Origin of the sequence: Sinorhizobium saheli (assembly GCF_001651875.1) — a bacterium.
GTDB classification, from domain to species: Bacteria; Pseudomonadota; Alphaproteobacteria; order Rhizobiales; family Rhizobiaceae; genus Sinorhizobium; species Sinorhizobium saheli.
In genome coordinates this window covers 654,404-676,484 of sequence record NZ_LNQB01000073.1, presented here as the reverse complement: position 1 = coordinate 676,484, position 22,081 = coordinate 654,404, and the positions used below count along the sequence as shown (strand labels likewise).

17 protein-coding genes are annotated in these 22,081 nt (G+C 66.4%); 7 read left to right on the top strand and 10 right to left on the bottom strand.

Annotated elements, in window-relative coordinates; all coding sequences use genetic code 11:
* Positions 1–75 precede the first annotated feature (75 nt).
* From ATB98_RS16570 to ATB98_RS16555, 4 genes are all read right to left on the bottom strand, one after another.
* Positions 76–657: a LysE family translocator gene (locus ATB98_RS16570; RefSeq protein WP_066875550.1), complete on the bottom strand. Its 582-nt coding sequence runs from the start codon at positions 655–657 to the stop codon at positions 76–78.
* 411 nt (positions 658–1,068) lie between these two features.
* A complete protein-coding gene (locus ATB98_RS16565; RefSeq protein ID WP_066875549.1) occupies positions 1,069–3,282 on the bottom strand; it encodes an FAD-dependent oxidoreductase in 2,214 nt (737 codons plus the stop codon).
* A gap of 21 nt (positions 3,283–3,303) precedes the next feature.
* Positions 3,304–4,512: an acetyl-CoA C-acetyltransferase gene (locus ATB98_RS16560; protein WP_066875548.1), complete on the bottom strand. Its 1,209-nt coding sequence runs from the start codon at positions 4,510–4,512 to the stop codon at positions 3,304–3,306.
* A 52-nt stretch (positions 4,513–4,564) separates the two neighbouring features.
* The gene (locus ATB98_RS16555) at positions 4,565–6,361 is read right to left on the bottom strand and encodes an acyl-CoA dehydrogenase (RefSeq protein ID WP_066875547.1); all 1,797 of its coding nucleotides are present in this window, start codon (positions 6,359–6,361) and stop codon (positions 4,565–4,567) included.
* 449 nt (positions 6,362–6,810) lie between these two features.
* Between ATB98_RS16555 and ATB98_RS16550 the strand changes: the two genes are divergently transcribed.
* The 4 genes from ATB98_RS16550 (at position 6,811) to ATB98_RS16535 (ending at position 12,915) form a co-directional block, all read left to right on the top strand.
* Positions 6,811–10,485, top strand: coding sequence for a peptidoglycan-binding protein (locus ATB98_RS16550; RefSeq protein WP_066875546.1), 3,675 nt, complete (start codon positions 6,811–6,813; stop codon positions 10,483–10,485).
* 315 nt (positions 10,486–10,800) lie between these two features.
* Positions 10,801–11,727, top strand: coding sequence for a sulfite exporter TauE/SafE family protein (locus ATB98_RS16545; protein WP_066875545.1), 927 nt, complete (start codon positions 10,801–10,803; stop codon positions 11,725–11,727).
* On the top strand, positions 11,727–12,524 hold the full coding sequence (locus ATB98_RS16540) for a TIGR02186 family protein (protein ID WP_066875544.1): 798 nt from the start codon (positions 11,727–11,729) through the stop codon (positions 12,522–12,524). The genes ATB98_RS16545 and ATB98_RS16540 overlap by 1 nt, the downstream gene beginning before the upstream one ends.
* A 154-nt stretch (positions 12,525–12,678) precedes the next feature.
* Entirely contained in the window at positions 12,679–12,915 is a 237-nt protein-coding gene (locus ATB98_RS16535) for an Lrp/AsnC ligand binding domain-containing protein (protein WP_027999378.1), read from the top strand.
* Between the two features lie 73 nt (positions 12,916–12,988).
* On the opposite strand, the gene pdeM is transcribed toward ATB98_RS16535, so the two are convergent.
* From pdeM to ATB98_RS16515, 4 genes are all read right to left on the bottom strand, one after another.
* The gene (gene pdeM / locus ATB98_RS16530) at positions 12,989–13,714 is read right to left on the bottom strand and encodes a ligase-associated DNA damage response endonuclease PdeM (protein ID WP_066875543.1); all 726 of its coding nucleotides are present in this window, start codon (positions 13,712–13,714) and stop codon (positions 12,989–12,991) included.
* A 149-nt stretch (positions 13,715–13,863) separates the two neighbouring features.
* Positions 13,864–16,419 carry a ligase-associated DNA damage response DEXH box helicase gene (locus ATB98_RS16525; protein ID WP_066875542.1) on the bottom strand — a complete coding sequence of 852 codons (2,556 nt, stop codon included), beginning with the start codon at positions 16,417–16,419 and terminating at the stop codon, positions 13,864–13,866.
* A 155-nt stretch (positions 16,420–16,574) separates the two neighbouring features.
* Entirely contained in the window at positions 16,575–17,210 is a 636-nt protein-coding gene (locus tag ATB98_RS16520) for a YitT family protein (protein WP_066875541.1), read from the bottom strand.
* A gap of 110 nt (positions 17,211–17,320) precedes the next feature.
* Entirely contained in the window at positions 17,321–18,259 is a 939-nt protein-coding gene (locus ATB98_RS16515) for a class I SAM-dependent DNA methyltransferase (RefSeq protein WP_066875606.1), read from the bottom strand.
* Between the two features lie 174 nt (positions 18,260–18,433).
* Between ATB98_RS16515 and ATB98_RS16510 the strand changes: the two genes are divergently transcribed.
* Genes ATB98_RS16510 through ATB98_RS16500 form a run of 3 tightly spaced genes read left to right on the top strand, consistent with a single transcriptional unit; the run spans position 18,434 to position 20,621 of the window.
* The gene (locus ATB98_RS16510; RefSeq protein WP_066875540.1) at positions 18,434–18,700 is read left to right on the top strand and encodes a DUF6460 domain-containing protein; all 267 of its coding nucleotides are present in this window, start codon (positions 18,434–18,436) and stop codon (positions 18,698–18,700) included.
* A 2-nt stretch (positions 18,701–18,702) separates the two neighbouring features.
* Entirely contained in the window at positions 18,703–19,206 is a 504-nt protein-coding gene (locus tag ATB98_RS16505) for a CAP domain-containing protein (RefSeq protein ID WP_066875539.1), read from the top strand.
* Between the two features lie 44 nt (positions 19,207–19,250).
* The gene (locus tag ATB98_RS16500; protein ID WP_066875538.1) at positions 19,251–20,621 is read left to right on the top strand and encodes an MATE family efflux transporter; all 1,371 of its coding nucleotides are present in this window, start codon (positions 19,251–19,253) and stop codon (positions 20,619–20,621) included.
* Here ATB98_RS16500 and ATB98_RS16495 read toward each other — a convergent pair.
* Both ATB98_RS16495 and ATB98_RS16490 read right to left on the bottom strand, forming a co-directional pair.
* Entirely contained in the window at positions 20,597–21,685 is a 1,089-nt protein-coding gene (locus tag ATB98_RS16495; RefSeq protein ID WP_066875537.1) for a quinone-dependent dihydroorotate dehydrogenase, read from the bottom strand. The genes ATB98_RS16500 and ATB98_RS16495 overlap by 25 nt on opposite strands.
* Positions 21,682–22,029 (bottom strand): DUF952 domain-containing protein, encoded by a 348-nt coding sequence (locus tag ATB98_RS16490; RefSeq protein WP_066875536.1) that lies wholly within the window; start codon positions 22,027–22,029, stop codon positions 21,682–21,684. The genes ATB98_RS16495 and ATB98_RS16490 overlap by 4 nt, the downstream gene beginning before the upstream one ends.
* Positions 22,030–22,081 lie beyond the last annotated feature (52 nt).

Here is a 22,081-nt window from a genome sequence, read left to right as displayed (position 1 = left end):
ACCCATGACTGCCTCCAAAAGACAGTCTTGAATCTGATTTGCTCAGCCTTGGGAATCCCCAAGAGTCCACACGACCTAAAGGATGGAGGCGAGCGCGCTGCCGGCCATGCCGAAGGAGAACAGGACGAGGCAACCGGCGGCGATGCGATGGGGCAGCCGCGGCCCGATCGCCTGCAGCGGCAGGCGTGCGAGGAGGGCACCGGCGACAATCCAGAGAGAGCCGACGCTCACGGTCAGGGCGGCAAACCCGGCGAGCCACGGCAGCATCGCCGCGAGCCCGACCTGGGGCATGATGACGAGCGCGATGATCAGCGCTTTCGGGTTGAGGAGGGTGGTGACGAAGACCCGGCCGAGCGTGATCGGCCGCCCGCCGGCGTCGCGCGCCTTCGCAGCCCAGAGGCCACGTGCCATGAGGAGAATCCACGAGGCGGCGGCGAACTTCAGCAGGAGGCCGATCTCGGGATGGGCGGCAAGCCACGGCGCCGCGAGCGTTGTCGCGGGGACGATGACAAGAAGATAACCGCCGAGCTCGCCGAGTAGCAGACGCGCGGAGCGGCGCAGGCCGACCGCAGCACCGGAAAGCCACAACAGCGTATTGGTCGGCCCGGGCGTCGCGAGCAGAACTAGGATGGCAAGGGCGAAGGCGAGCGGCTGCATGATCGCTATCGATTCCGGTTTCTCGACATGCTTTTAGCCCACCCGCTAGCCTCAGGACTTGATCCTGGTCAAGTGCTGGCGAGGCAACAAGACCCCTCCCCAACCCCTCCCCACAAGGGGGAGGGCTTGGCGCCCGCTGCAATCGCCTGCGATTTCAAGCCATGCGTGAGGCGCAAACATCGATCTGCAGCCAGAGACGGTGCGGCTCGGGAAGCCCCTTGTGCCACAAGGGGGAGGGGCCTGGTGCCCGCTGCAATCGCCTGCGATTTCAAGCCTATGCGTGAGGCGCAAACATCGATCTGCAGACGGAGACGGTGCGGCCCCAGCAGCCCCTCCCCCTTGTGGGGAGGGGTTGGGGAGGGGTCTTCTAGTTAGGGCTGGGAAAGGGGGCACAGGCCGACGGACAGAGCCTTACGCCGCCTTTTGCGCCTCGCCATAGGGATCGAACCGTCCGTAGAAGGTCTCGCCCTTTTCGGCCATCTCCTTCAGGAGCGGCGTCGGCCTGAAATGGTCGCCATGGTCCCTGGCGAGCTTCTCGCACAGCTCGACGAAGGTCTTCACGCCCATGCCGTCGATGTAGGAGAGCGTGCCGCCGGTGTAGGGCGCGAAGCCGAAGCCGAGGATCGAGCCGACGTCGGCTTCGCGCGGATCGGTGACGATGCCTTCCTCGATGGTGCGGGCGGCTTCGAGCGCGATCGTCGCCAGCAAGCGCTGCTTCAACACGCCGACGTCGACCTTGTCGGCATCCTTCTGCGGGTAGAGCTCCTTGAGGCCCGGCCAGAGATATTTCTTGGCCGGTTTCGCCGGGTACTCGTAAAAACCCTTGCCGTTCTTGCGGCCGCGCCGGTCGAACTCGTCGACCATCTTGTCGATCAGCGCCATGTGCCTGGGGTCGACGGCCCTTTCGCCGAGGTCGGCAATGGTCGCTTTCAGGATCTTCTGGCTCAAGTCGATCGCCACCTCGTCGTTCAGCGACAGCGGTCCGACCGGCATGCCGGCCATCTTGGCGGCATTCTCGATCATCGCCGGCGGCACGCCTTCGATCAGCATGTCGTAGGCTTCGTGGATGTAGCGGAAGACACAGCGGTTGACGTAGAAGCCGCGGGTGTCGTTGACGACGATCGGCGTCTTCTTGATCGCCGCGACATAGTCGAGCGCCGTGGCGAGCGCCTTGTCTCCGGTCTCCTTGCCGAGGATCACTTCCGTCAGCATCATCTTCTCGACCGGCGAGAAGAAATGGACGCCGATGAACTGCTCCGGCCGCCTGGAATTCCTGGCAAGGCCGGTGATCGGCAGCGTCGAGGTGTTGGAGGCGAAGATGGCGTCCGGCGCGATCACCGCTTCCACCTTCTCGATCACGTCCTTCTTGACCTGCCGGTCCTCGAACACCGCCTCGACGACGAGGCCGGCGTCCTTGAGGTCGCAATAGTCGGCCGACGGCGTGATCCGAGCGAGCAGGGCTTCGCCCTCTTCCTTCGTCAGCCGGCCCTTGCCGATCGAATCCTTGACCAGCCCTTCCGAATGCGCCTTGCCCTTTTCGGCCGCTTCCATGTCCCGGTCGATCAGCGTCACCGGGATGCCGGCGGCGGCCGTCACATAGGCGATCGAGGCGCCCATGAAGCCGGCGCCGACGACGCCGACCTTCTTCAGCTCCGTCTTCGGTACGCCGGCCGGCCGGCGCGCGCCCTTGCCGAGTTCCTGCATCGAGATGAACAGCGAGCGGATCATCGAGAAGGCTTCGGTGGTCTGCAGGATCTCGGTGAAATAGCGCTGCTCGATCTTCAGTCCCGTGTCGAAGGGCACCTGCAGGCCCTCGTAGACGCATTTCAGGATGGCGATCGCGCCCGGATAGTTGCCGTAGGTCTCGCGGCGAAGGATGCCGGACGCCGCCGGCCAGAGCTGCGCCGAGGCCGGCGTCCAGACGCCGCCGCCCGGCAGCTTGAAGCCCTTCTCGTCCCAGGGCTGCACGGCTTTGAGCCCGTTCCTGATCATCGCCTTGGCGGCCTCGATCAGCTTCTCCGATTCGACCACCTCGTGCACGAGCCCCATCGCCTTGGCGCGGGCGGCGGTCAGCGACGAGCCGGTGGTCATCATCTGCAGCGCGTCCTGCGTATTGGTGAGCCGCGGCACGCGCTGGGTGCCGCCGGCGCCCGGGAAGATGCCGACCTTGACCTCGGGAAGGGCGATCTTCACCGATTTCGAGTTGGAAGCGACACGGCCGTGGCAGGCGAGCGACAGCTCGAAGGCGCCGCCCATGCAGGTGCCGTTGATCGCCGAAACCCAGGGCTTGCCTGAGGTTTCGAGCTTGCGGAAGAGCCCGGTCATGCGGCCGACGAGGTTGAAGAGCTTCTGCGCGGCATTGGCCGGGTCCTTCTTCTTCTCCTCGGCCTGCAGCGTGAACATCGACTTGATCATCGAAAGGTCGGCCCCGCCGGAGAAGGAGGACTTGCCGGAGGTGATGACGACGCCCTTGACGGCGGCGTCGGCGGTCGTCTCATCGACGATCGCGTCGAGTTCGTCCATCACCTCCTGGGTGAAGACGTTCATCGATTTTTCCGGCATGTCCCAGGTGACGAGCGCGATGCCGTCCGCGTCGGTTTCGATCTTGAAGTTCGTGTAAGACATATTCTCTCTCCCGGGATCGGATCAGACGCGTTCGATGATCGTGGCGGTGCCCATGCCGGCGCCGATGCAGAGCGTCACCAAGGCCGTGTTCAAGTCGCGGCGCTCGAGTTCGTCGAGCGCGGTGCCGAGGATCATCGCGCCGGTGGCGCCGAGCGGATGGCCCATGGCGATCGCGCCGCCATTGACGTTGATCCGGTCGTGCGGAATGTCGAAGGCTTGGCAATAGCGGAGAACGACGGCGGCGAACGCCTCGTTGAGCTCGAAGAGGTCGATGTCGGAGAGCTTCATGCCGGCGCGCTTCAGGAGCTTTTCGGTGACGTCGACCGGGCCGGTCAGCATCAAGGCCGGGTCGGAGCCGATATTGGCGAAGGCGCGGATGCGGGCGCGCGGCTTCAGCCCCATGGCTTCGCCGCCGGCCTTCGAGCCGAGCAGCACCGCAGCGGCGCCGTCGACGATGCCGGAGGAATTGCCGGCGTGATGGACATAGTTGATCCGCTCGATCTCCGGATGCGCCTGGATGGCGACGGCCTCGAAGCCGCCCATCTCGCCCGGCATCTGGAAGGAGGGATTGAGCGAGGCGAGCGCCTGCATGTCGGTGCCGGGCCGCATATGCTCGTCGCGGTCGAGGATCGTCAGGCCGTTCTGGTCCTTGACCGGCACCACCGAGTTCTTGAAATAGCCCTTTTCCCAGGCGTGTGCCGCGCGCTTCTGGCTTTCCACCGCATAGGCGTCGACGTCGTCGCGCGAGAAGCCGTATTTGGTGGCGATCAGGTCGGCCGAGACGCCCTGCGGCATGAAATAGGCCGGCAGGCTGACGGAGGGGTCCATGAACCATGCGCCGCCCGACATGCCGAGGCCGACACGCGACATCGATTCGACGCCGCCGGCGATGACGATGTCGTCCGCCCCTTGCGCGATCTTGGCGGCGCCGAAATTGACGGCGTCGAGGCCGGAGGCGCAGAAGCGGGAGATCTGCATGCCGGGCGCCCTGGTCGAGTAGCCCGCCTCGAAGGCGGCCGCCTTCGGGATCACCGCACCGGCATCCATCACCGGATCGACGCAGCCCATGATGATGTCGTCGACGGTCGAGGTGTCGAGCCCGTTGCGGTCGCGCACTGCCTCGAGCACCTTGGCGGCGAGCCGGACGGACGGCACCTCATGCAGTGCGCCGTCCTTCTTGCCACGGCCGCGCGGCGTGCGCACGTGGTCGTAAACGAAGACATTCGTCATCTCTTGATCTCCCTTCGCGGGCGTTGCACCCGCAATTTACATAAGCCTGCAATCAGAACGCGGCAGCGTCCAGCGCCATCATCGTATCGGCACCGGTTTCGATGCGGGCCTTGCGCAGCGCCGTCTCGGGCATGATGCGCTCCATGAAGAATTTCGCCGTGATCAGCTTGTTCCTGAGGTAGTCCGCGCGCGCGGTTTCGCCGGCGGCGAGCTTCTCCTCCGCGGCCTTCGCCATTTTCGCCCACATATAGCCGAGCACGACGAGGCCGAAGAGATGCATGTAGTCGGTCGAGCCGGCGCCGGCATTGTCGGGCTTGGCCATGGCGTTCTGCATGAACCACATGGTCGCCGCCTGCAGGTCGTTGAGGCCCTTCTTCAGGGCCTTGGTATAGCTGGAAAGCCGGTCGTCACCGCGGTTCTCCTCGCAGAAATCGCCGATTTCCTTGAACAGCGCCATGACGGCGCGGCCGCCGTTCATCGCCAGCTTGCGGCCGACGAGGTCGAGCGCCTGGATGCCGTTGGCGCCCTCGTAGATCATCGCGATACGCGCATCGCGGACATACTGGCTCATGCCGTGTTCTTCGATATAGCCGTGGCCGCCGAAGACCTGCTGCGCCATGACCGTGTGCTCGAAGCCCTTGTCGGTCATGACGCCCTTGAGGATCGGCGTCATCAGCCCGAGGACATCGTCGGCGGCCTGGCGCTCGGCTTCACTGTCGGAGCGATGCGCGATGTCGGATTTCAGCGCCGTCCACAGCGTGAAGGCGCGGCCGGCCTCGTTGAAGGCCCTGATCGTCATCAGCGTTCGGCGCACGTCCGGATGGACGATGATCGGATCGGCCTTCTTGCCCGGTTCCTTCGCCCCTGAAAGCGAGCGGCCCTGGATGCGTTCGCGGGCGTAATCGGCCGCATTCTGATAGGCGATCTCGGCGATCGACAGCCCCTGCATGCCGACGGCGAGGCGCGCCTCGTTCATCATCACGAACATGGCGTTGAGGCCCTTGTTCTCGGCGCCGATCAGACAGCCGGTCGCCTCGTCGTAGTTCATGACGCAGGTGGCGTTGCCGTGAATGCCCATCTTGTGTTCGATCGCGCCGCAGGAAACGCCGTTGCGCTCGCCGGGCAAGCCGTCGCCGTCCAGCTTGAACTTCGGCACGATGAAGAGCGAGATGCCCTTGACGCCTTCCGGCGCGCCCTCGATGCGGGCGAGCACCAGGTGGATGATGTTCTCCGCCATGTCGTGCTCACCGGCGGAGATGAAGATCTTCTGCCCGGAAATCCGGTAGGAGCCGTCGCCGTTCGGCACCGCCTTGGTGCGCAGCAGGCCGAGGTCGGTGCCGCAATGGGGCTCGGTGAGGTTCATCGTCCCGGTCCAGGTGCCGTCGACCATCTTCGGCAGGTAGGTGCGCTTCTGCTCGTCGGACCCATGCACGAGGATGGCGGCGATCGCCCCTTGCGTCAGGCCCGGATACATCATCAGCGACATGTTCGCAGCCGACAGGAATTCGCCGACCGCCGTGTGCAGCGTATAAGGCAGGCCCTGGCCGCCGAACTCCTCCGGCGCGGCAAGGCCGAGCCAGCCGCCCTCGCGATAGAGATCGAAGGCTTGCTTGAAGCCCCTGGGCGTGGTGACGGAGCCATCCTCATGGCGCGTGCAGCCTTCCTGGTCGCCGGAAAGATTGATCGGGAAGAGGACCTCTTCGGCAAGCTTCGCCGCCTCGCCGAGGATCGCCGCCGTCATGTCCGGCGTCGCATCGGCGAAGCCGGGCAGGTTGTGATAGCGCTCGATGCCGAGCACGTCGTTGAGGATGAACAGGGTGTCGTCAACCGGAGCCTTGTAGATGGGCATTCTTTCCTCGCCTTGATGTCCCTTCGGGCCGCGCCGCGCGTCTCACCCGATTCCTGCTGTTTCGAGCGTACACCGACCGGCCGGTGTCGCAACATCAACGCGACGCTACAAAAATTTGACGTTTGCGTAAACGTCAAAAATATTCCGTCGCAAAAGTTTCATCCGCGCTTCTGGCGGCCGGGAACGGCCCGCGGCCGGGCGCGCAGCCGCGCTGGCGCCACCAGGCTGCGCAGCAAATGGTTAAAAAATCGGGCGGATTAACCGCTTGTTTACCACGTTTAATGAATTGTGGGCTTTGAAGTGGCCAAGCTGCAGCGAGTCCCGTGTTCGTGATGTTGCGGCTCGGCCCGCATCGGCTGTGCCGCCGGCAGCGAGGAAGACGGATTCCTTCAGGGCGGCTTCGATGATGGTCGAAGACAGGGGCGAAGGAAGACAGGGGCGAAGAGACAATGAACGGATCGCGATCCACTTCTCAGCGCGCAGGCAACCGGTCCTATGGCGACAGGCCGTCGCTCGATGCCCTGAACCGCACCATCGAGGGGCTCGAGGCGCGCATCGAGGGCCTGATGAGCAGCGTCAGCCGCGAGCCGCGCCAGCCCGAGCGGCCGCGTCCGGGCCCGGGCGATGCGGTCTCCGAAATCCTCGAGCGCCAGCGCGCCTTGAGCGCCGGCCGGGAGCGGCCCGCCTTGCGCGAACGGATCGCGTCGCGCGAGCCCGATCGCCCCGCCTCGAACCGCCTCGCGGACGAGAGCCGGCACCAGTCCGCTTATGCGTCCGCGCCGGCGGCACGCTCCTCGGCGCCGAACGATATTGCGGCGGCGTTGGTCGGGCTGCGGCAGGATCTGAAGCGCGACATCGGCGACGGGCTGTCGCGCGAGATGCATGCGCTGCGGACGGAGATTCGCGGCATCAAGGCGGAGGCGGCCGAGGACCGCCGCTTCGCCGCGGATGTGCGCGGTGAGATCGAGCGCCTGGCTATCGGCATCAAGGAGATCGGCCGGCAGGCGCCGGCGGCGGAGGCCGACGCGCTAAGGAGGGAGTTCGACGATCTCCGGGCGACCCTCGACGGGCTCGCACGCGAGGACAGCATGCGCCGCATGGAAAACCGCTGGAGCGGCGTCGAGGACCGGCTGAACGCCTTCGACCAGAATCGCGACGACGAACTGGTGGCGCTCGCCTACAGGCTCGACGAGATCAAGTCGCAGATCAACGGCCTGAACAGGGATTCGTCGATCGACGCCTTGGAGAACAAGCTGGTCGCGGTCGCCCAGGCGATCGAGATGCTCGGTCGCCAGATGCAGCCGGACGACAGGCGCCTCGCCGCGCAGTTCGCCGATTTCGACGCGCGGCTCGACGAGATCAGCCGGGCGATCGCCGCCGGCAGCCGCTCTGCGGCCGGCCTCGACACCTCCTTCATCAATCGACTCGAGACGAGGCTCGGGGACCTGTCGCGCCAGATCGACGGTCTCGCCCATCCCGCTGACTCCGGCCTCGGCGCGCGGATCGAGGCGCTGGCGGCGCGGATGGAGGATCTTGCCGGCGAGAAGGCCGCGGACCGGCTCGAAGCGCGTCTCGATCAGCTTTCCGCACTACTGGAACGCAGCCAGCAGGACATGCTGCCGGACCTCCTCGACCATCTCGCCGATATTTCCCGGAAGATCGAGGCCCTGGGCCAGGACAGCGTCAACGATTCGCTCGCGGTCCGGCTCGACGACCTCGCCCGTCGCATTGACGACCTCGCCTTCAACGCCGAGCCGTCTGCGGCCGACCCGCGCTTCGACCGCCTCGAAGACCGGCTGGCCGATATCGCCCAGCGCCTGGAGGAGGCGCAGGTCGCGCCCTTCGACGATCGCCAGGCGCTGAGCAACCTCGAAGCGCAGATCAGCAATCTCTCGACGCTGATCAGCCAGCCGCGTTCCGAACCGGGCGAGGCGCCGGCGGAGTTCGAAAGCCGCATGAATGCGCTCGAAGACTACCTGGCGACCAGCGACGAATATATCATCGAAGCCGCCCGCCAGGCCGCCGAAGCGGTGATGGAAGCCTATAACAGGAATGCCGCGCCGCAAATGTCCGCGGGTGGCGACATGGCGGCGATCTCGGCGCTTGCCGAGGACCTCAGGACGCTCGAGGAGCTCAGCCGCTCGAGCGATGAAAGGACGGCGCGGACCTTCGAGGCGCTGCATGAAACGCTCGTCCACATCGCCGAGAAGCTGGAGCGGCTCGAAGAGCGCGGGCCCGCCGCGCTTCGCGAAGCCCAGACCAGCGTGCCGATGCCGAAGGCGGCGCAGCCCGAATTCTCCGCCGGCCTTGCGAGCACGGCGCGGGATGATCGCGGCGAGCGTGAAGTGCCCTTGCCGGCGGAAGACGCGGCGATGGTCGCTGCCGTGGAGGCTCCGGCCGCCGTCGAGGCGAGCGCCCCTGCCGGCGGTTCCACCGTTGAAGCGGGAGAAATCAGGGCGGAGGCGCGCGGGGCCAGGACGAGCCTGCTCGCGGGCCTGACCCGGCGGTTCACCGGCAAGCGCGGCGAGACGGCTTCCGTCGAGGCGCGGCAGATGATCGAGCCGACCCCGTCGATCGATCCGTCGGAAATGCTCGCTCCCGAGGATGCCAACCAGCTCCTGGAACCGGGCTCGGGCGTCCCGGACGTGAGAAAGATCCTCGAGCGCGTCCGCGCGGGGCAGATGGCCCGCGGCGGCCAGCAGGCTCCCGAGGGCGACAAGGCGGACTTCATTGCGGCGGCACGTCGCGCGGCGCAACTGGCCGTCGAGGAATCCGATACGCTGAACCGCGTCAAGGAGCGCAAGGCTCCCTCCGCGCTCGGCGGCGCCCTTGCCCGCCACCGCCGGCCGATCCTGATCGCCGTCGGCGCCGTGCTGCTCGCCATCATGTCCTACCCGCTCGTCAACACGATGCTGAAGGGCAAGGAGGCACCGAGCCTCCCGCCGGCAGCGACGATCGAGCGCAAGGCGGACGCGGACGTCGCCCCGCCGAAGGCCGCCGATAACCGCATCGCGGAAACGGCTCCCCTCGCTACCGAAACGGCCGAGGCTGGGAAGACCGCGCCGCCGATCGGGAAAGCCGAATCGCCTGCGCCCGCGATCGAGCCGCCCGCGGCCGCGGCCGACAAGGGCGAAACTGCCGCTGCCGCCGGCAACGCGCCCCTGCTGCAGCCGGCGGCCGGAACGACCGAGGTCGCCGCCGTATCGACATTCGAGCCGTCCAAGGATGCCGCCGGGGCCGCGACCTTCGAGCCGGCCGGGCAGGGCGAGATTGCCCTGCCGGACGGCTTCGGTCCGCCGGCGCTGGTCACGGCGGCAAAGGGGGGCGATCCGCTCGCCTTCTACGAGATCGGCAGCCGCTTCACCGAGGGGCGCGGCGTCAAGGAGGATCTGGCGGAGGCGGTCAAGTGGTATCAGCGCGCCGCCGATGCCGGCGTCGTGCCGGCCCAGTACCGGCTTGCCAACGTCTATGAGAAGGGCGCGGGTGTTGCTCGCGACGCGGCCAGGGCCAAGGCGCTTTACCTTGAGGCCGCCGCCGCCGGCAACGCCAGCGCCATCCATAACCTCGCGGTCATGCTGGCAAGCGGCCGCGACGGCGACGCGGATTTCGCCGAAGCCGCCAAATGGTTTGAAAAGGCCGCCAATCTGGGCGTGCGCGACAGCCAGTTCAATCTCGCCGTACTTTACGCGCGCGGCAACGGCGTCACGCAGAACCTCGAAGAGTCCTACAAATGGTTCGCGATTGCCGCTCGCGACGGCGACAAGGACGCGGCCGAGAAGCGCGACGAGATCGCCAAGGCACTGAAACCCGCCGAGCTTTCGAGCGCCAAGGCCAAGGCCGACGCCTGGAAGGCTGAGGCCGTCGACGTCAAGGCGAACAAGGTGGAGGTGCCGGACGCCTGGGTCGGTGCGCCGACCAAGACGGCGACGATCGACATGGCGAAGGCGGTGCGCAACATCCAGGCCATCCTCAACAACAACGGCTTCGATGCCGGCACGCCGGATGGCCAGATCGGCAAGAAGACGGTCGCCGCCATAAAGGCCTTCCAGAAATCGGTCGGCCAGGAACCGACCGGTCGGATTACCGACGAACTGGTCCGGGAACTCTTGAAGCGCAATTCCTGAGGAGTTCGCTTAAGTCCGGGCGAAATGCGACGCGCTTTGGCGCGTCCTGAACTTGCGCGCTGGGCATGTGCCTGAGAAGGTTGACAGTCCCGGCTCACGGGCGCATGAGAGGAAATGTCGCCCTTCCCTGTCCGGGTCGGGCGGTCCAGCAATATATCCTACCACTTCGCAGGATCGCGTCGCGCGCCTTTCGGGGCGCGTGAGGGGTGCGGATGATTTGAAACAATGCACAATTCCTCAATCGTTTCCGGTTAGGACTTGTGAAGGAGCAAATTTCGCCCGCATTGCGGGCCGCTGGCATATCGAGGTTCGGCCGTGACGGTCTATCTGCCCATTGCAGAGCTATCGGTGAACATCCTGATCATCCTCGGCATGGGCGCAGCCGTCGGTTTCCTGTCCGGCATGTTCGGCGTCGGCGGCGGTTTCCTGATCACGCCGCTCCTGATCTTCTACAACATTCCCCCGGTCGTCGCCGTGGCGACCGGCGCCAACCAGGTCGTCGCCTCGTCGATCTCCGGCGCGATCACACACTTCCGCCGCGGCACCATCGACGTCAAGCTCGGCACGGTCCTCCTATGCGGCGGCCTCGTCGGGGCGAGCGTCGGCGTCTGGCTGTTCTCGATCCTGCGCCGGATGGGCCAACTGGACCTGGTGATCTCGCTGCTCTACGTCGTGCTGCTCGGCTCGGTCGGCGGGCTGATGCTGTGGGAGAGCATCGGCGCCATGCGCAAGGCGGCGAAGAACCAGCCGACGCCGCTGCGCCGGCCCGGCCAGCACATCTGGATCCATGGCCTGCCGCTCAAGATGCGCTTCAAGAAGTCGAAGATCTATCTGAGCGTCATCCCGGTCGCCACGCTCGGTTTCTGCATCGGCATCCTGACATCGGTGATGGGCGTCGGCGGCGGCTTCATCATGGTGCCGGCGATGATCTACCTGCTGCGCATCCCGACCAGCGTCGTCGTCGGCACCTCGCTGTTCCAGATCGTCTTCGTCTCCGCCTATACGGTGATCGTCCAGGCCTCGACGAACTATACGGTCGACATCGTGCTCGCCTTCGTCCTGATGATCGCCGGCGTCATCGGCGCGCAATACGGCGTGCGCGTCGGCCAGCGGCTGCGCGGCGAGCAGCTCCGGGCGCTTCTGGCGCTGCTGGTCCTTGCCGTCGGCATAAGGCTGGCGATCGAACTCGTCATTCCGCCGAAGGATATCTATTCGGTCGTTTCAACGGGGCTCGCCTTCTGATGCTCCGTTCGGCGCTCACTCTTCTTGCTTTGCTTGCCTTCGCCGCGCCGGCCCTGGCGCAGTCCCTGGAGCGGCCGGTGACGAACTTCGCCGAGAAGCTCGAGATCGGCATCTCGACGGACGAGATATCGATCACCTCCGATTTCCGCGGCGCCGACCTGACGATCTTCGGCGCCATCGACGGCTTCGACGCCAGCCTTTTGGCGCAGGGCAAGTACAACATCATCGTCGCGCTCGAAGGCCCGAAGGACAACGCGACGGTGCGCAAGAAGGAGCGCGTCTTCGGCATCTGGGTCAATACGAACTCGATGACCTTCGAACTGGTGCCCGAATCCTACTCGCTGTCGAGCACGCGCGACATCGAGACGATCGCCCCGCCGCGCGACGTCGCCAACATGGGCATCGGCATCGATCACATCCGCCTGGTGCCCCTGGGCTTCGTCGGCGACGGCAGCTCGCTCGGCGAGTTCCGCAACGCCTTCCGCCGCATCCGCGAGACGAGCGGTGTCTTCCAGCGCGATCCGGGCGGCGTGCAGTTCATCAGCTCGAGCCTCTTCAAGGCCTCCGTGCGCCTGCCGGCCAACGTTCCGAACGGCGTGCATGTCGTGCGCGCCTACCTTTTCCGCGACGGTCTCTTCGTCGCAGCCAAGGCCCTGCCGCTTCGGGTGGTGAAGACCGGCCTGGAGCAGGCGATCACCCGCGCTGCGCATGATCAGCCGCTGATCTACGGCCTCTTCGCGGTGACGCTTGCGGTGATCACCGGCTGGGGCGCGAGCCTGCTCTTCCGCAAGGAATAGGCCGCTCTGCCGCGTTTCCTTTTGCGCGGTTGCGGTTTAAGGAGAAGCGATAGGCATCGCCACGCCCGCTGTCAGCCCGCGACCGGTGCAGCGATGCGGAACGTTTGGGACGCCGCCCCTGAGCCGGGCGCTCCCGGCAAGCAGAGGAAGCCTCATGAAACCGATATTCGTGCAACTGCAGTGCGCTCCCGGCAAGACCTATGATGTGGCCGACGAGATTTACCGCAAGGAGATCGTCTCGGAGATGTATTCGACGAGCGGCGACTACGATCTGCTTCTGAAGATCTATGTCGAGGAGGGCCAGGACATCGGCAAGTTCATCAACGACAACATTGCGAGCGTCCCGGGCATTTCCCGTTCGCTGACGACGCTGACCTTCAACGCTTTCTAGAGTTTTGCAGCCAGGTGGAATCACCTGACTTCACACAGATGCGGTGGCGGGAACGCATGTGAGTGCACCCGCTCTAACCCAGGAGGTTGGCGAAGCGAACCGAATAGATCCGGTCGCGCCCGAGCATATGGGCGACCAGCCGCTCGCGCTCGAAAAGGCCGCTCATGGCGCGGTGCCGGAGATCGAGACCGCCGGTCGTCACGCCGAAGGCGGGCATCAGCAGGCGCCTGCCGTCCGTCGCGAAGCAGGCGCGCCGGACGCATCTTTCCCGGCGCCTGACCGTCGCGGAGGGATGCAGGTGGCCGGCGATCTCGCCGAGGCCATCGACCAGTGATGGCTCATGGCGGAAGACGAGGCCGGCGTGGCGAAGCTCGTCCATGGAGGCGCCGGGCAGTCCCACGGCGCCGTCGGGGTCGTGATTGCCGTTGATCCAGATCCAGTCGCGGCCGCGGGCCATCGCTGCAATCATCTGGCGGAAGATCTCCGGCATTGCAGCCGATCCCTTCCGGTCATGGAAATTGTCGCCGAGGCTGACCACCGTCGCCGGATCGTGGCGGGCGACGACCGCCTCCAGGATGCGCAGCGTCGCCAGCGTGTCATAGGGCGGAAGCATCATCCCCCGCCGGGCGAAGGCGGAGCCCTTTTCGAGGTGCAGGTCGGACACGACCAGCGTGCGGCTCTCCGGCAGAAAGAGCCCGCCCAGCGGATCGCAGACCGCCGCGACGCCGTTGACCGATGTCGCGGCCTGCAGGAACGTGTTGGCGGCGGGGCCGGACGTCGCGTGAAGGAGCCGGTGCATGGTTACTCCGACGCTTCCGTACGTGATCCAGTTGGGCACGAAGCCCTCTCGGAGCGGTCGAAAGGGGCAAGACGGTGCCGCTGTGGAGCCCCTCCCCCTTGTGGGGAAGCGCTGGGGAGGGGGTCACGCACATTATTCACATCGCTCTCCTATCCGTCCGCACCGTGAGCGCCGCCCATCGCCTCGTTGATCAGTTCATCGGCTGCCGCTTCCGTCAGCAGGAAGTCGTGCGCTTCGCCATGCACCGTTTCCTTGCCGATCTCCAGCATGACCGGTACGGCGAGCGGCGAGATGCGGTCGAGCCGGCGATGGGTAATGTGCCCCTTGATTCGCTTGAGCATAGAGCCGAGGCGGCCGATGTCCAAAAGACCCGTGGCGGCGTCGTTGCGCGTCGCCTCGAGCAGGATGTGATCGGGCTCGTGCATCCGCAATACGTCGTAAATGAGGTCGGCGGAAACGGTGACCTGCCGCCCGGTCTTCTCCTTGCCCGGGTGACGCTGGTCGATCAGCCCGGCGATCACCGCGCAATTGCGGAAGGTGCGCTTCAAAAGGAAGGATTCGTTCAGCCAGGCCTCCAGGTCGTCGCCGAGCATGTCCTTGTCGAAGAGCTGGCCGAGCGACGGCGCCCGTGCCTCGAAGGCGGCGCCCATGTCGTCGAGGGCCCAGATGCCTAGCGAATAGTCCGTTGCGACGAAGCCGAGCGGCTTCAGCCCGGCGCGGTCGAGCCTGCGGGTGAGAAGCATGCCGAGCGTCTGGTGCGCGAGCCGGCCCTCGAAGGCGTAGATCACCATGTAGTGACGGCTGCCGCGCGGGAAGGTCTCGACCAGGAGTTCGTTCTCGCCGGGCAGCATCGACACGTCCCGCTGCAGCGCCAGCCAGTCGCGCACCTGGTCGGGCAGGCCGGCGCGGCGCGCCGGATCGGCGAGCATCTCCCTCACCTGCCCGGCGAGATAGGTGGAGAGCGGGAACTTGCCGCCGGCATAGCTCGGCACCTTCGGATCGAAGGAAAAGGCCTGCGAGACGAGGCACTCGTTTTCGCGGATGCCCTCGAAGCGCACGACCTTGCCGGAAAAGACGAAGGTGTCGCCCGGCGACAGCATTTCGAGGAAAGATTCCTCCACCTTGCCGAGCGATATGCCGCCGCGGCCGAGCGAGCCGCGCTGGTTGCGCTTCACCATGCGCACGTTCAGCATCGGCGATTCCACGATCGTGCCGACATTCAACCGGTATTGCTGGGCAACGAAAGGGTTGGAGACGCGCCACAAACCGTCCTTCGTCTTGCGGATGCGGGCGTAGCGCTCATAGGTCCTGAGCGCATAGCCGCCCGTGGCGACGAGGTCGACGACGCGCTCGAACGTCTCCCAGGAAAGATCGGCATAGGGGGAGGCGCTGGTGATCTCTTCGTAAAGCTCGAGCGCGTCGAAAGGCCTGGCGCAGGCCATGCCGAGCACATGCTGGGCGAGCACGTCGAGCGCGCCTTTGCCGACCGGCGGCGTATCCTGCGCGCCGATATAGTTGGCATCGAGCGCCGCCTGGCATTCCATCACCTCGAAGCGGTTGGCGGGCACGAGGATGGCGCGGCTCGGCTCGTCCATCCGGTGGTTGGCGCGGCCGATGCGCTGGGCGAGACGGCTCGCCCCCTTCGGCGCGCCGACATGGACCACCAGGTCGACGTCGCCCCAGTCGATGCCGAGATCGAGCGTCGAGGTGGCGACGACGGCGCGCAGCCGGTTCTCCGCCATCGCCGCCTCTACCTTGCGGCGCTGCGCGACGTCGAGCGAGCCGTGATGCAGCGCGATCGGCAGGCTGTCGTCATTGATCGTCCAGAGCTCCTGGAAGAGCATTTCCGCCTGGCTGCGCGTGTTGACGAAGAGCAGCGTCGTGCCGTGCTGCTTGATCGCCGCATAGATGTCCGGGATGGCGTAGCGGGCCGAGTGCCCGGCCCAGGGCACGTGGTTCTCCGTGTTGAGAATCGAGATCTCCGGCTTCGCCCCGCCGGAAACGGTGATCAGTCCGGCATGGTTCTGCCGATCCGGGGCCTGGGCCGCGAGCCAGCGCTGCAGTTCCATCGGCTCGGCAACCGTCGCCGAAAGGCCGATCGTCTGGAGGCGAGGCGCCAGCCGGCGCAAGCGCGCGAGCCCCAGCGACAGGAGATGCCCGCGCTTCGACGTCACCAGCGAGTGCAGCTCGTCGAGCACCACGTAGCGCAGATCCTTGAAGAAGCGCGTCGCCTCGCCATCGGAGAGAAGCAGCGCCAGCTGCTCCGGCGTGGTGAGCAAGAGGTCCGGCGGGTTGAGCTTCTGGCGCAGCCTCTTGCCCTGCGGCGTATCGCCGGTGCGGTTCTCGATCCGGACCGGCAGCCCCATCTCGCCGACCGGCTTCATCAGGTTGCGCTCGATGTCGACGGCCAGCGCCTTCAGCGGCGAAATATAGAGCGTATGGATGCCGACGAAGGGGGAGCTTGGCGGCATCCTGTCGCGCCGCGTCACGTCGACGAGCGAGGGCAGGAAGCCGGCAAGCGTCTTGCCCGCGCCGGTCGGCGCGATCAGCAGCGTGCTTTCCCCCGCCTCCGCCCGGGACAGCAATTCGAGCTGATGGGCGCGCGGCCGCCAGCCCTTTTCGGCAAACCACCGGAGAAAGGGCGCCGGCAACGTCAGCGCGTCGCTTTCCGGCGATGGGGAATCGATCCTGTTCACGGGGAACAAAGGTAGATCAAACCGGGCAAAAGAGAAGCCCGCTATGCGGCGTGCGCGCGACCGCCCCTCACCCTAGCCCTCTCCCCGTGCCGCGAGCCCCTTCGCCCCGCTTGCGGGGAGAAGGTGGCCGGCAGGCCGGATGAGGGGGCGCTCACTTTAGCGTATCAAAGCGCGATATACCGGTCGGCGCGGTGGTTGATCGCCACGAAGAGGTTGAGGACGACCGCGCCGAGCACGGACCACATGACGACCGGCGGCGTGGTGACCGAGAAGGCGACGGCGAGCACGGCTATGTCGATCGCGAGCTGCACGAGGCCGGCGCGAATGCCGAAGCGCTCCTGCAGGTAGATGCCGAGGATACCGACGCCGCCGAGGCTGGCGCGGTGGCGGTAGAGCGCGAGCAGCCCGTAGCCGAGCAGGAGGCCGCCGAGCAGGGCGGCCCAGCCGGGATGGATTTGCTCGATCTCGAAGAGGCGCGATTGCGCATCGGTCAGGAACGATGTGAGCGCGATGGCGATGAATGTCTTGAGCGTGAAGGCCGGGCCGAGCCGCTTCAGCGACAGATAGAAGAAGGGCAGGTTGAGAAGGAAGAAGGCGAGGCCGAAATTCACCCCCGTCGCGTAATGCAGGAGGAAGGCGATGCCGGCCGTGCTTCCGGTGAGGAGCCCGGCGCTCGCCAGGAAGTAGAGGCCGAGCGCAGCGACGAGGCTGCCGGAAAAGATCCCCTGGACATCCTCCGTCGGGGTGTGCCGGGTCGGGCTCGTGTTCCAGAGACCGAAAACGCTGCTTGCCTGTGCCATGCCGAAACCCTCGTGATGGCGCAAGCATTGCTGCAATGCACAAAAATAATCAAGAAAAATATGTAAGCCATGCTGACCTATTTTTCCCGACATAGACCAGCCGCTTCGCTCTACCCAGGCTTGCCGGCGAGGAACAGGATGCCGGCGACGGGTTCGCCCGCGTCCATGCGGATGACGGTGCGCTCTAGCGCCAGCATCGAAAGGCCGCGGTCGGCCAGCAGGGAAGCGACATAGCGCTCGGAGTGCGCGTAGCGCAGCGACGGGCGGAGCACAAAGCCCTCGTCCGTTGCCGCGTCTTCGACGGAAAAGGCGAAGAGCCCGGCGGGAGCGAGCAGGCGCTCCGCGATCACGAAGGCGCTTTCGAGATTGCCGAGGTACATCAGCACGTCCGCGGCGCTGACGAGGTCGGCTCGCTCGGCCGGCAAATCCCCGAGCACGCCCGAGCTTTCCGGCGCCAGCGACAGGTCCGCCTGGCCGAGCCGGTCGTAGGTCGCCTTTGCTTCCGCCCTGGCGAGCATGTTGGCCGAGAGATCGAAGCCCTCGAGGAAGTCCGCACGGCCGCGGATGCGCTCGCCGAAGAGCCCGGTGCCGCAGCCGAGATCGGTCACGTGGCGGAAATGCCGTCCGCCGCTCGCCCGCTCGATTAGCCCCGCGAGCTTTTCCGGGACGCTGTAGTCGAGCTTCTCGACGAGCGCATGGTCGAAACGATCCGCATAGTCGTCGAAAAGACGCTCGACATAGGTGCTCGGCGGCTGCTCCGGCGTCTCTTCGGCGCCGAGCAGGGCGAGCTTGAGGCTGGCGCCGAAGATGTCGTCCGGGTGGAGGCGGAGCGTCGCGCGGAGCGCGGCGACCGCCGCCTCTTTTCGGCCCGATTTCTCCTCATAGTCCGCCAGCCGGAACCAGCCGGCGGCCCAGCCGGGCGCGAGTTCCAGCGCCTGGGCCATCAACTCGGCCGCGCCCAGGCTATCGCCGGATTCGGCGAGCATTTTGGCGTAGTCGGCACGGCGGTCGGCGATCAGGTCGCCGGAGGAGAGCTGGTTGAGGGACATCGGCTTGACGGCTTGGTTGCGGTTGACGCATCTGACGCCGGGCAAGGCAAAATACAAGGGGAATCTGAGGAACGGGCGGGCCTCCCTTGCGTCACGTCTTGCGGGCTTGGGAACGGCGGCTTATGTGAAGGCAGGCAGGCCGCCCCTCGAACGAAATGAATCGAACGGAACAAAATGTCGGACGGAATAAACAAATTCCTCGGTGATTCGCCGCTCCGCGTGCTCGTCAAGCTGGTCGTGGTTTCGATCCTGGTCGGCTTCGTCATGACCGTCTTCGACTGGTATCCGGCCGATATCCTTTACGCCATCCGCAATTTCCTGCTCGACATCTGGCACAAGGGCTTTGCGGCGCTCGGGCGCGTCGGCGACTACCTGTTGCTTGGCGCCGCCGTGGTCATTCCCGTCTTCCTCATCCTTCGTCTCTTGAGCTATCGGCGATAAGCATGCAGCATCCGGTCTTTTTCGCCCGCAGGCGGCTTCTCCTGCGTGCCGGTGCCGTGGTTTCCCTCGGCGTGATCACCGGCTGTACGACCGCCAACATCCTTGCCCCGGATGACGGCAAAGGCAGCGACCAGACCGAGGCGACGCTCGGTTACGTCAACCGGCTGCGCCAGGGCAGGGGGCTTTCGACCCTGGTCGGCGATCCCGTCGCCTCGGTCGCCGCCATGCATCAGGCCGCCCGCATGGCGCGTGCCGGCAAGATGCAGCACACGATCGGCTGGCGCGACAGTTTCCGCGACCGGATGAAGGGACAGGGCGTCACCCTTCCGGCGGCGGAGAACATCGCCATGGGCCAGGACGATGCCGAAGCGGCCTACGAGGCCTGGTTCCATTCGCCGAAGCACCTCGAAAACATGCTCGGCACCTATCGCGGGCTCGGCGTCGCCGTGGCGCAGAATTCCGCTTCCGGAAACCGCCCCTATTGGGCCATGGTGCTTTGCAGTTGAGCTGATTCCCAAGGTCTCCTTGCGGAAGCTGCGCAGGGACCGTGATGACGACCGCCATGCAAAACCTCGAATGCGACAGGGACGCCCGCGACGCGGGTCCGTTTCACGTCACCAATCGGCTGATCTTCTCGATCGCCTTGCCGATGACGCTCGGATTCCTGACGACGCCGCTGCTCGGCCTTGTCGATACGGCCGTGGTCGGCAGGCTCGGCCGCGCCGAGCTCATCGCCGGTCTCGCGATCGGCGCGGTGATGTTCGACCTCATCTTCACCACCTTCAATTTCCTGCGCGCCGCCACCACCGGCCTCGTCGCCCAGGCCTATGGCCGCGGGGACCGGCGTGAGCAGCAGGCGGTCTTCTGGCGCTCGCTCACGATCGCGCTCGCCTCCGGCGTTGGCCTCGTCCTCCTGTCGCCGCTTCTGCTGGCGATCGGGCTCTCGCTGATGGGACCGGATGCGGAGGTCGCGGCGGTGACGCGCACCTATTTCCTCTATCGCATCCTGTCCGGTCCGGCCGCTCTCGCCAATTACGCGATCCTCGGCTTCGTCCTCGGCCGCGGCGAGGGCGCCATCGGCCTCCTGCTGCAGACGCTGATCAACGGGACGAACATCGTCCTTTCGATCCTGCTCGGGCTCGTCCTCGGCTGGGGCGTCGCCGGCGTCGCGATCGGCACCGTGGCGGGCGAGGCGATCGGGGCGCTCGCCGGTTTTGCGATCGTCTACGGCCGCTTCGACAAGAAGGAGGCCCCCGGCTGGGCGACGGTTCTTGCGCGCGACCGGCTGAAGGCACTCTTCGGCCTCAACCGCGACATCATGATCCGCTCCTTCGTGCTCCTCGGCGCCTTCACACTCATGACGCGGATCGGCACCGCGCTCGGTCCGGTGACGCTTGCGGCCAATGCCGTGCTGATGACCATCTTCCTGGTGGCCGGCTACTACCTCGACGGCCTTGCCAATGCGGCCGAGCAACTGACGGGACGATCGATCGGCGCCGGCTGGCGCCCGGCCTTCGACCGGGCGCTGCGGATGACGGCCGCTTGGGCGCTGGGGCTCGCCCTGCTGACGACGGCCGCCTTCCTTGCCTTCGGCAATGCGATCATCGACATGCTCACGACGGCGCCGGACGTGCGCGCGCTCGCCTATGACTACATGCCCTGGGCTGCGTTGACCGCGCTCACCGGCGCGCTCGCCTTCCTGATGGACGGCGTCTTCATCGGCGCCACCTGGTCGCGCGACATGCGCAACATGATGCTCTTGGCCTTCCTCGGCTACGTCGCTGCGCTGGCCGTTCTGGTGCCGCTCTTCGGCAATCACGGGCTCTGGGCCGGGCTCAACCTGTTCCTGCTGATGCGCGGGCTCTTCCTGTTGATCCTGGTGCCGCGCCGGGCGGCTCAGGCGTTCCGCCCCGCCCAGTAGTCGAGCCGGCTATCGCGGATGTCGCGGATGGAGCCGAGCTTTTCGCGGTCGCAGAGCGCCGAAAGACCGCGCACGATCCGGGCCGGCAGGCCCGGCCCCTCGTAGACCATGCAGGAATAGAGCTGCACCAGATCGGCGCCGGCGCGGATCTTCTCCGCCGCGGTCTCCGCCGAGCTCACGCCGCCGACGCCGATGATCGGCAGGGCCGGGCCGACGCGCTTGCGCATCCGCGCGAGCACCGCCGTCGACTTCTCGAAAAGCGGCTTGCCGGAAAGCCCGCCGGCCTCGCCCGCCTGCCGCCGGTCCCCGAGCCCCTCGCGCGAGAGCGTCGTATTGGAGACGATCAGCCCGTCGAGATCATGCGCCAGCACTTCGGCGGCGATGTCGTCCATGCCTTCCTCGGTCAGGTCCGGGGCGATCTTGAGGAAGATCGGGACGCGCCGTCCGCTCTTGCCGGCCTCCTCGTCGCGGGCGGCAAGGACGGCGGTAAGCAGCGCCGCCAGGCTTTCGCGCGCCTGCAGGTCGCGCAGGCCCGGCGTGTTGGGCGAGGAGATGTTGGCGGTGAAATAGCGGGCGACGGGATAGAAGGTGCGGATCCCCGCCACATAGTCGGCGATGCGGTCGGAGCTGTCCTTGTTGGCGCCGATATTGACGCCGATGAGCGCCTGGCGCGAGCAGGCCTTGAGCCGCGCCAGCGCGGCTCCGTGCCCCTCATTGTTGAAGCCGAGGCGGTTGATCACCGCCTCGTCCTCGACGAGCCGGAAAATCCGCGGCTTGTCGTTGCCCGGCTGGGGGCGCGGCGTCACCGTGCCGACCTCGGTGAAGCCGAAGCCGATCCGCAGAAGCGCCTCCGGCACCTCGGCATTCTTGTCGTAGCCCGCGGCCATGCCGACCGGATTGGGGAAGGTGAGGCCGGCGATCGTCTGCTCGAGCCGCGGATCGGCCGGCGCGGCGCAAGCCGGCACCAGCCCGCTCTTCAGCGCCTTGATCGAGAGGCCATGCGCGGTCTCCGGATCGAGGAGGAAGAGGCCGCGGCGCGCGAGAAATGCGAGGGGGCCGGTCATGGCTGAAGCTCGGGAAAGACATGCCGACCGTCGGCGCCGAGCGGCAATGGCTTCTCCCACAGGACCGCATCGAGCGTCAGGGGCGCGTAGAGATGCGGAAACAGCGCACCGGCGCGGGAGGGTTCGTAGACGAGCCTGTCGCCCAGCGCTTTTCCGTCCACCGCGACGAGGAGCAGGTCTTCCTGTCCCTCGAAGTGGCGCGCCGCCGTCTCGACCACCTGTTCCCGGGTCGAAAAGTGAATGAAGCCGTCGGTGAGGTCGACGGGCGCGCCTGCGAATTGCCCGGTGCGCCGCGCCTCCTGCCACAAAAGTGCGGGGACGATCTTGTAAATGGTAGCGTTCATCTTGTGCCCAGTCCGCTTTCGCCCGTCCGTCTCGAGAAACCGAGCCTTGGCC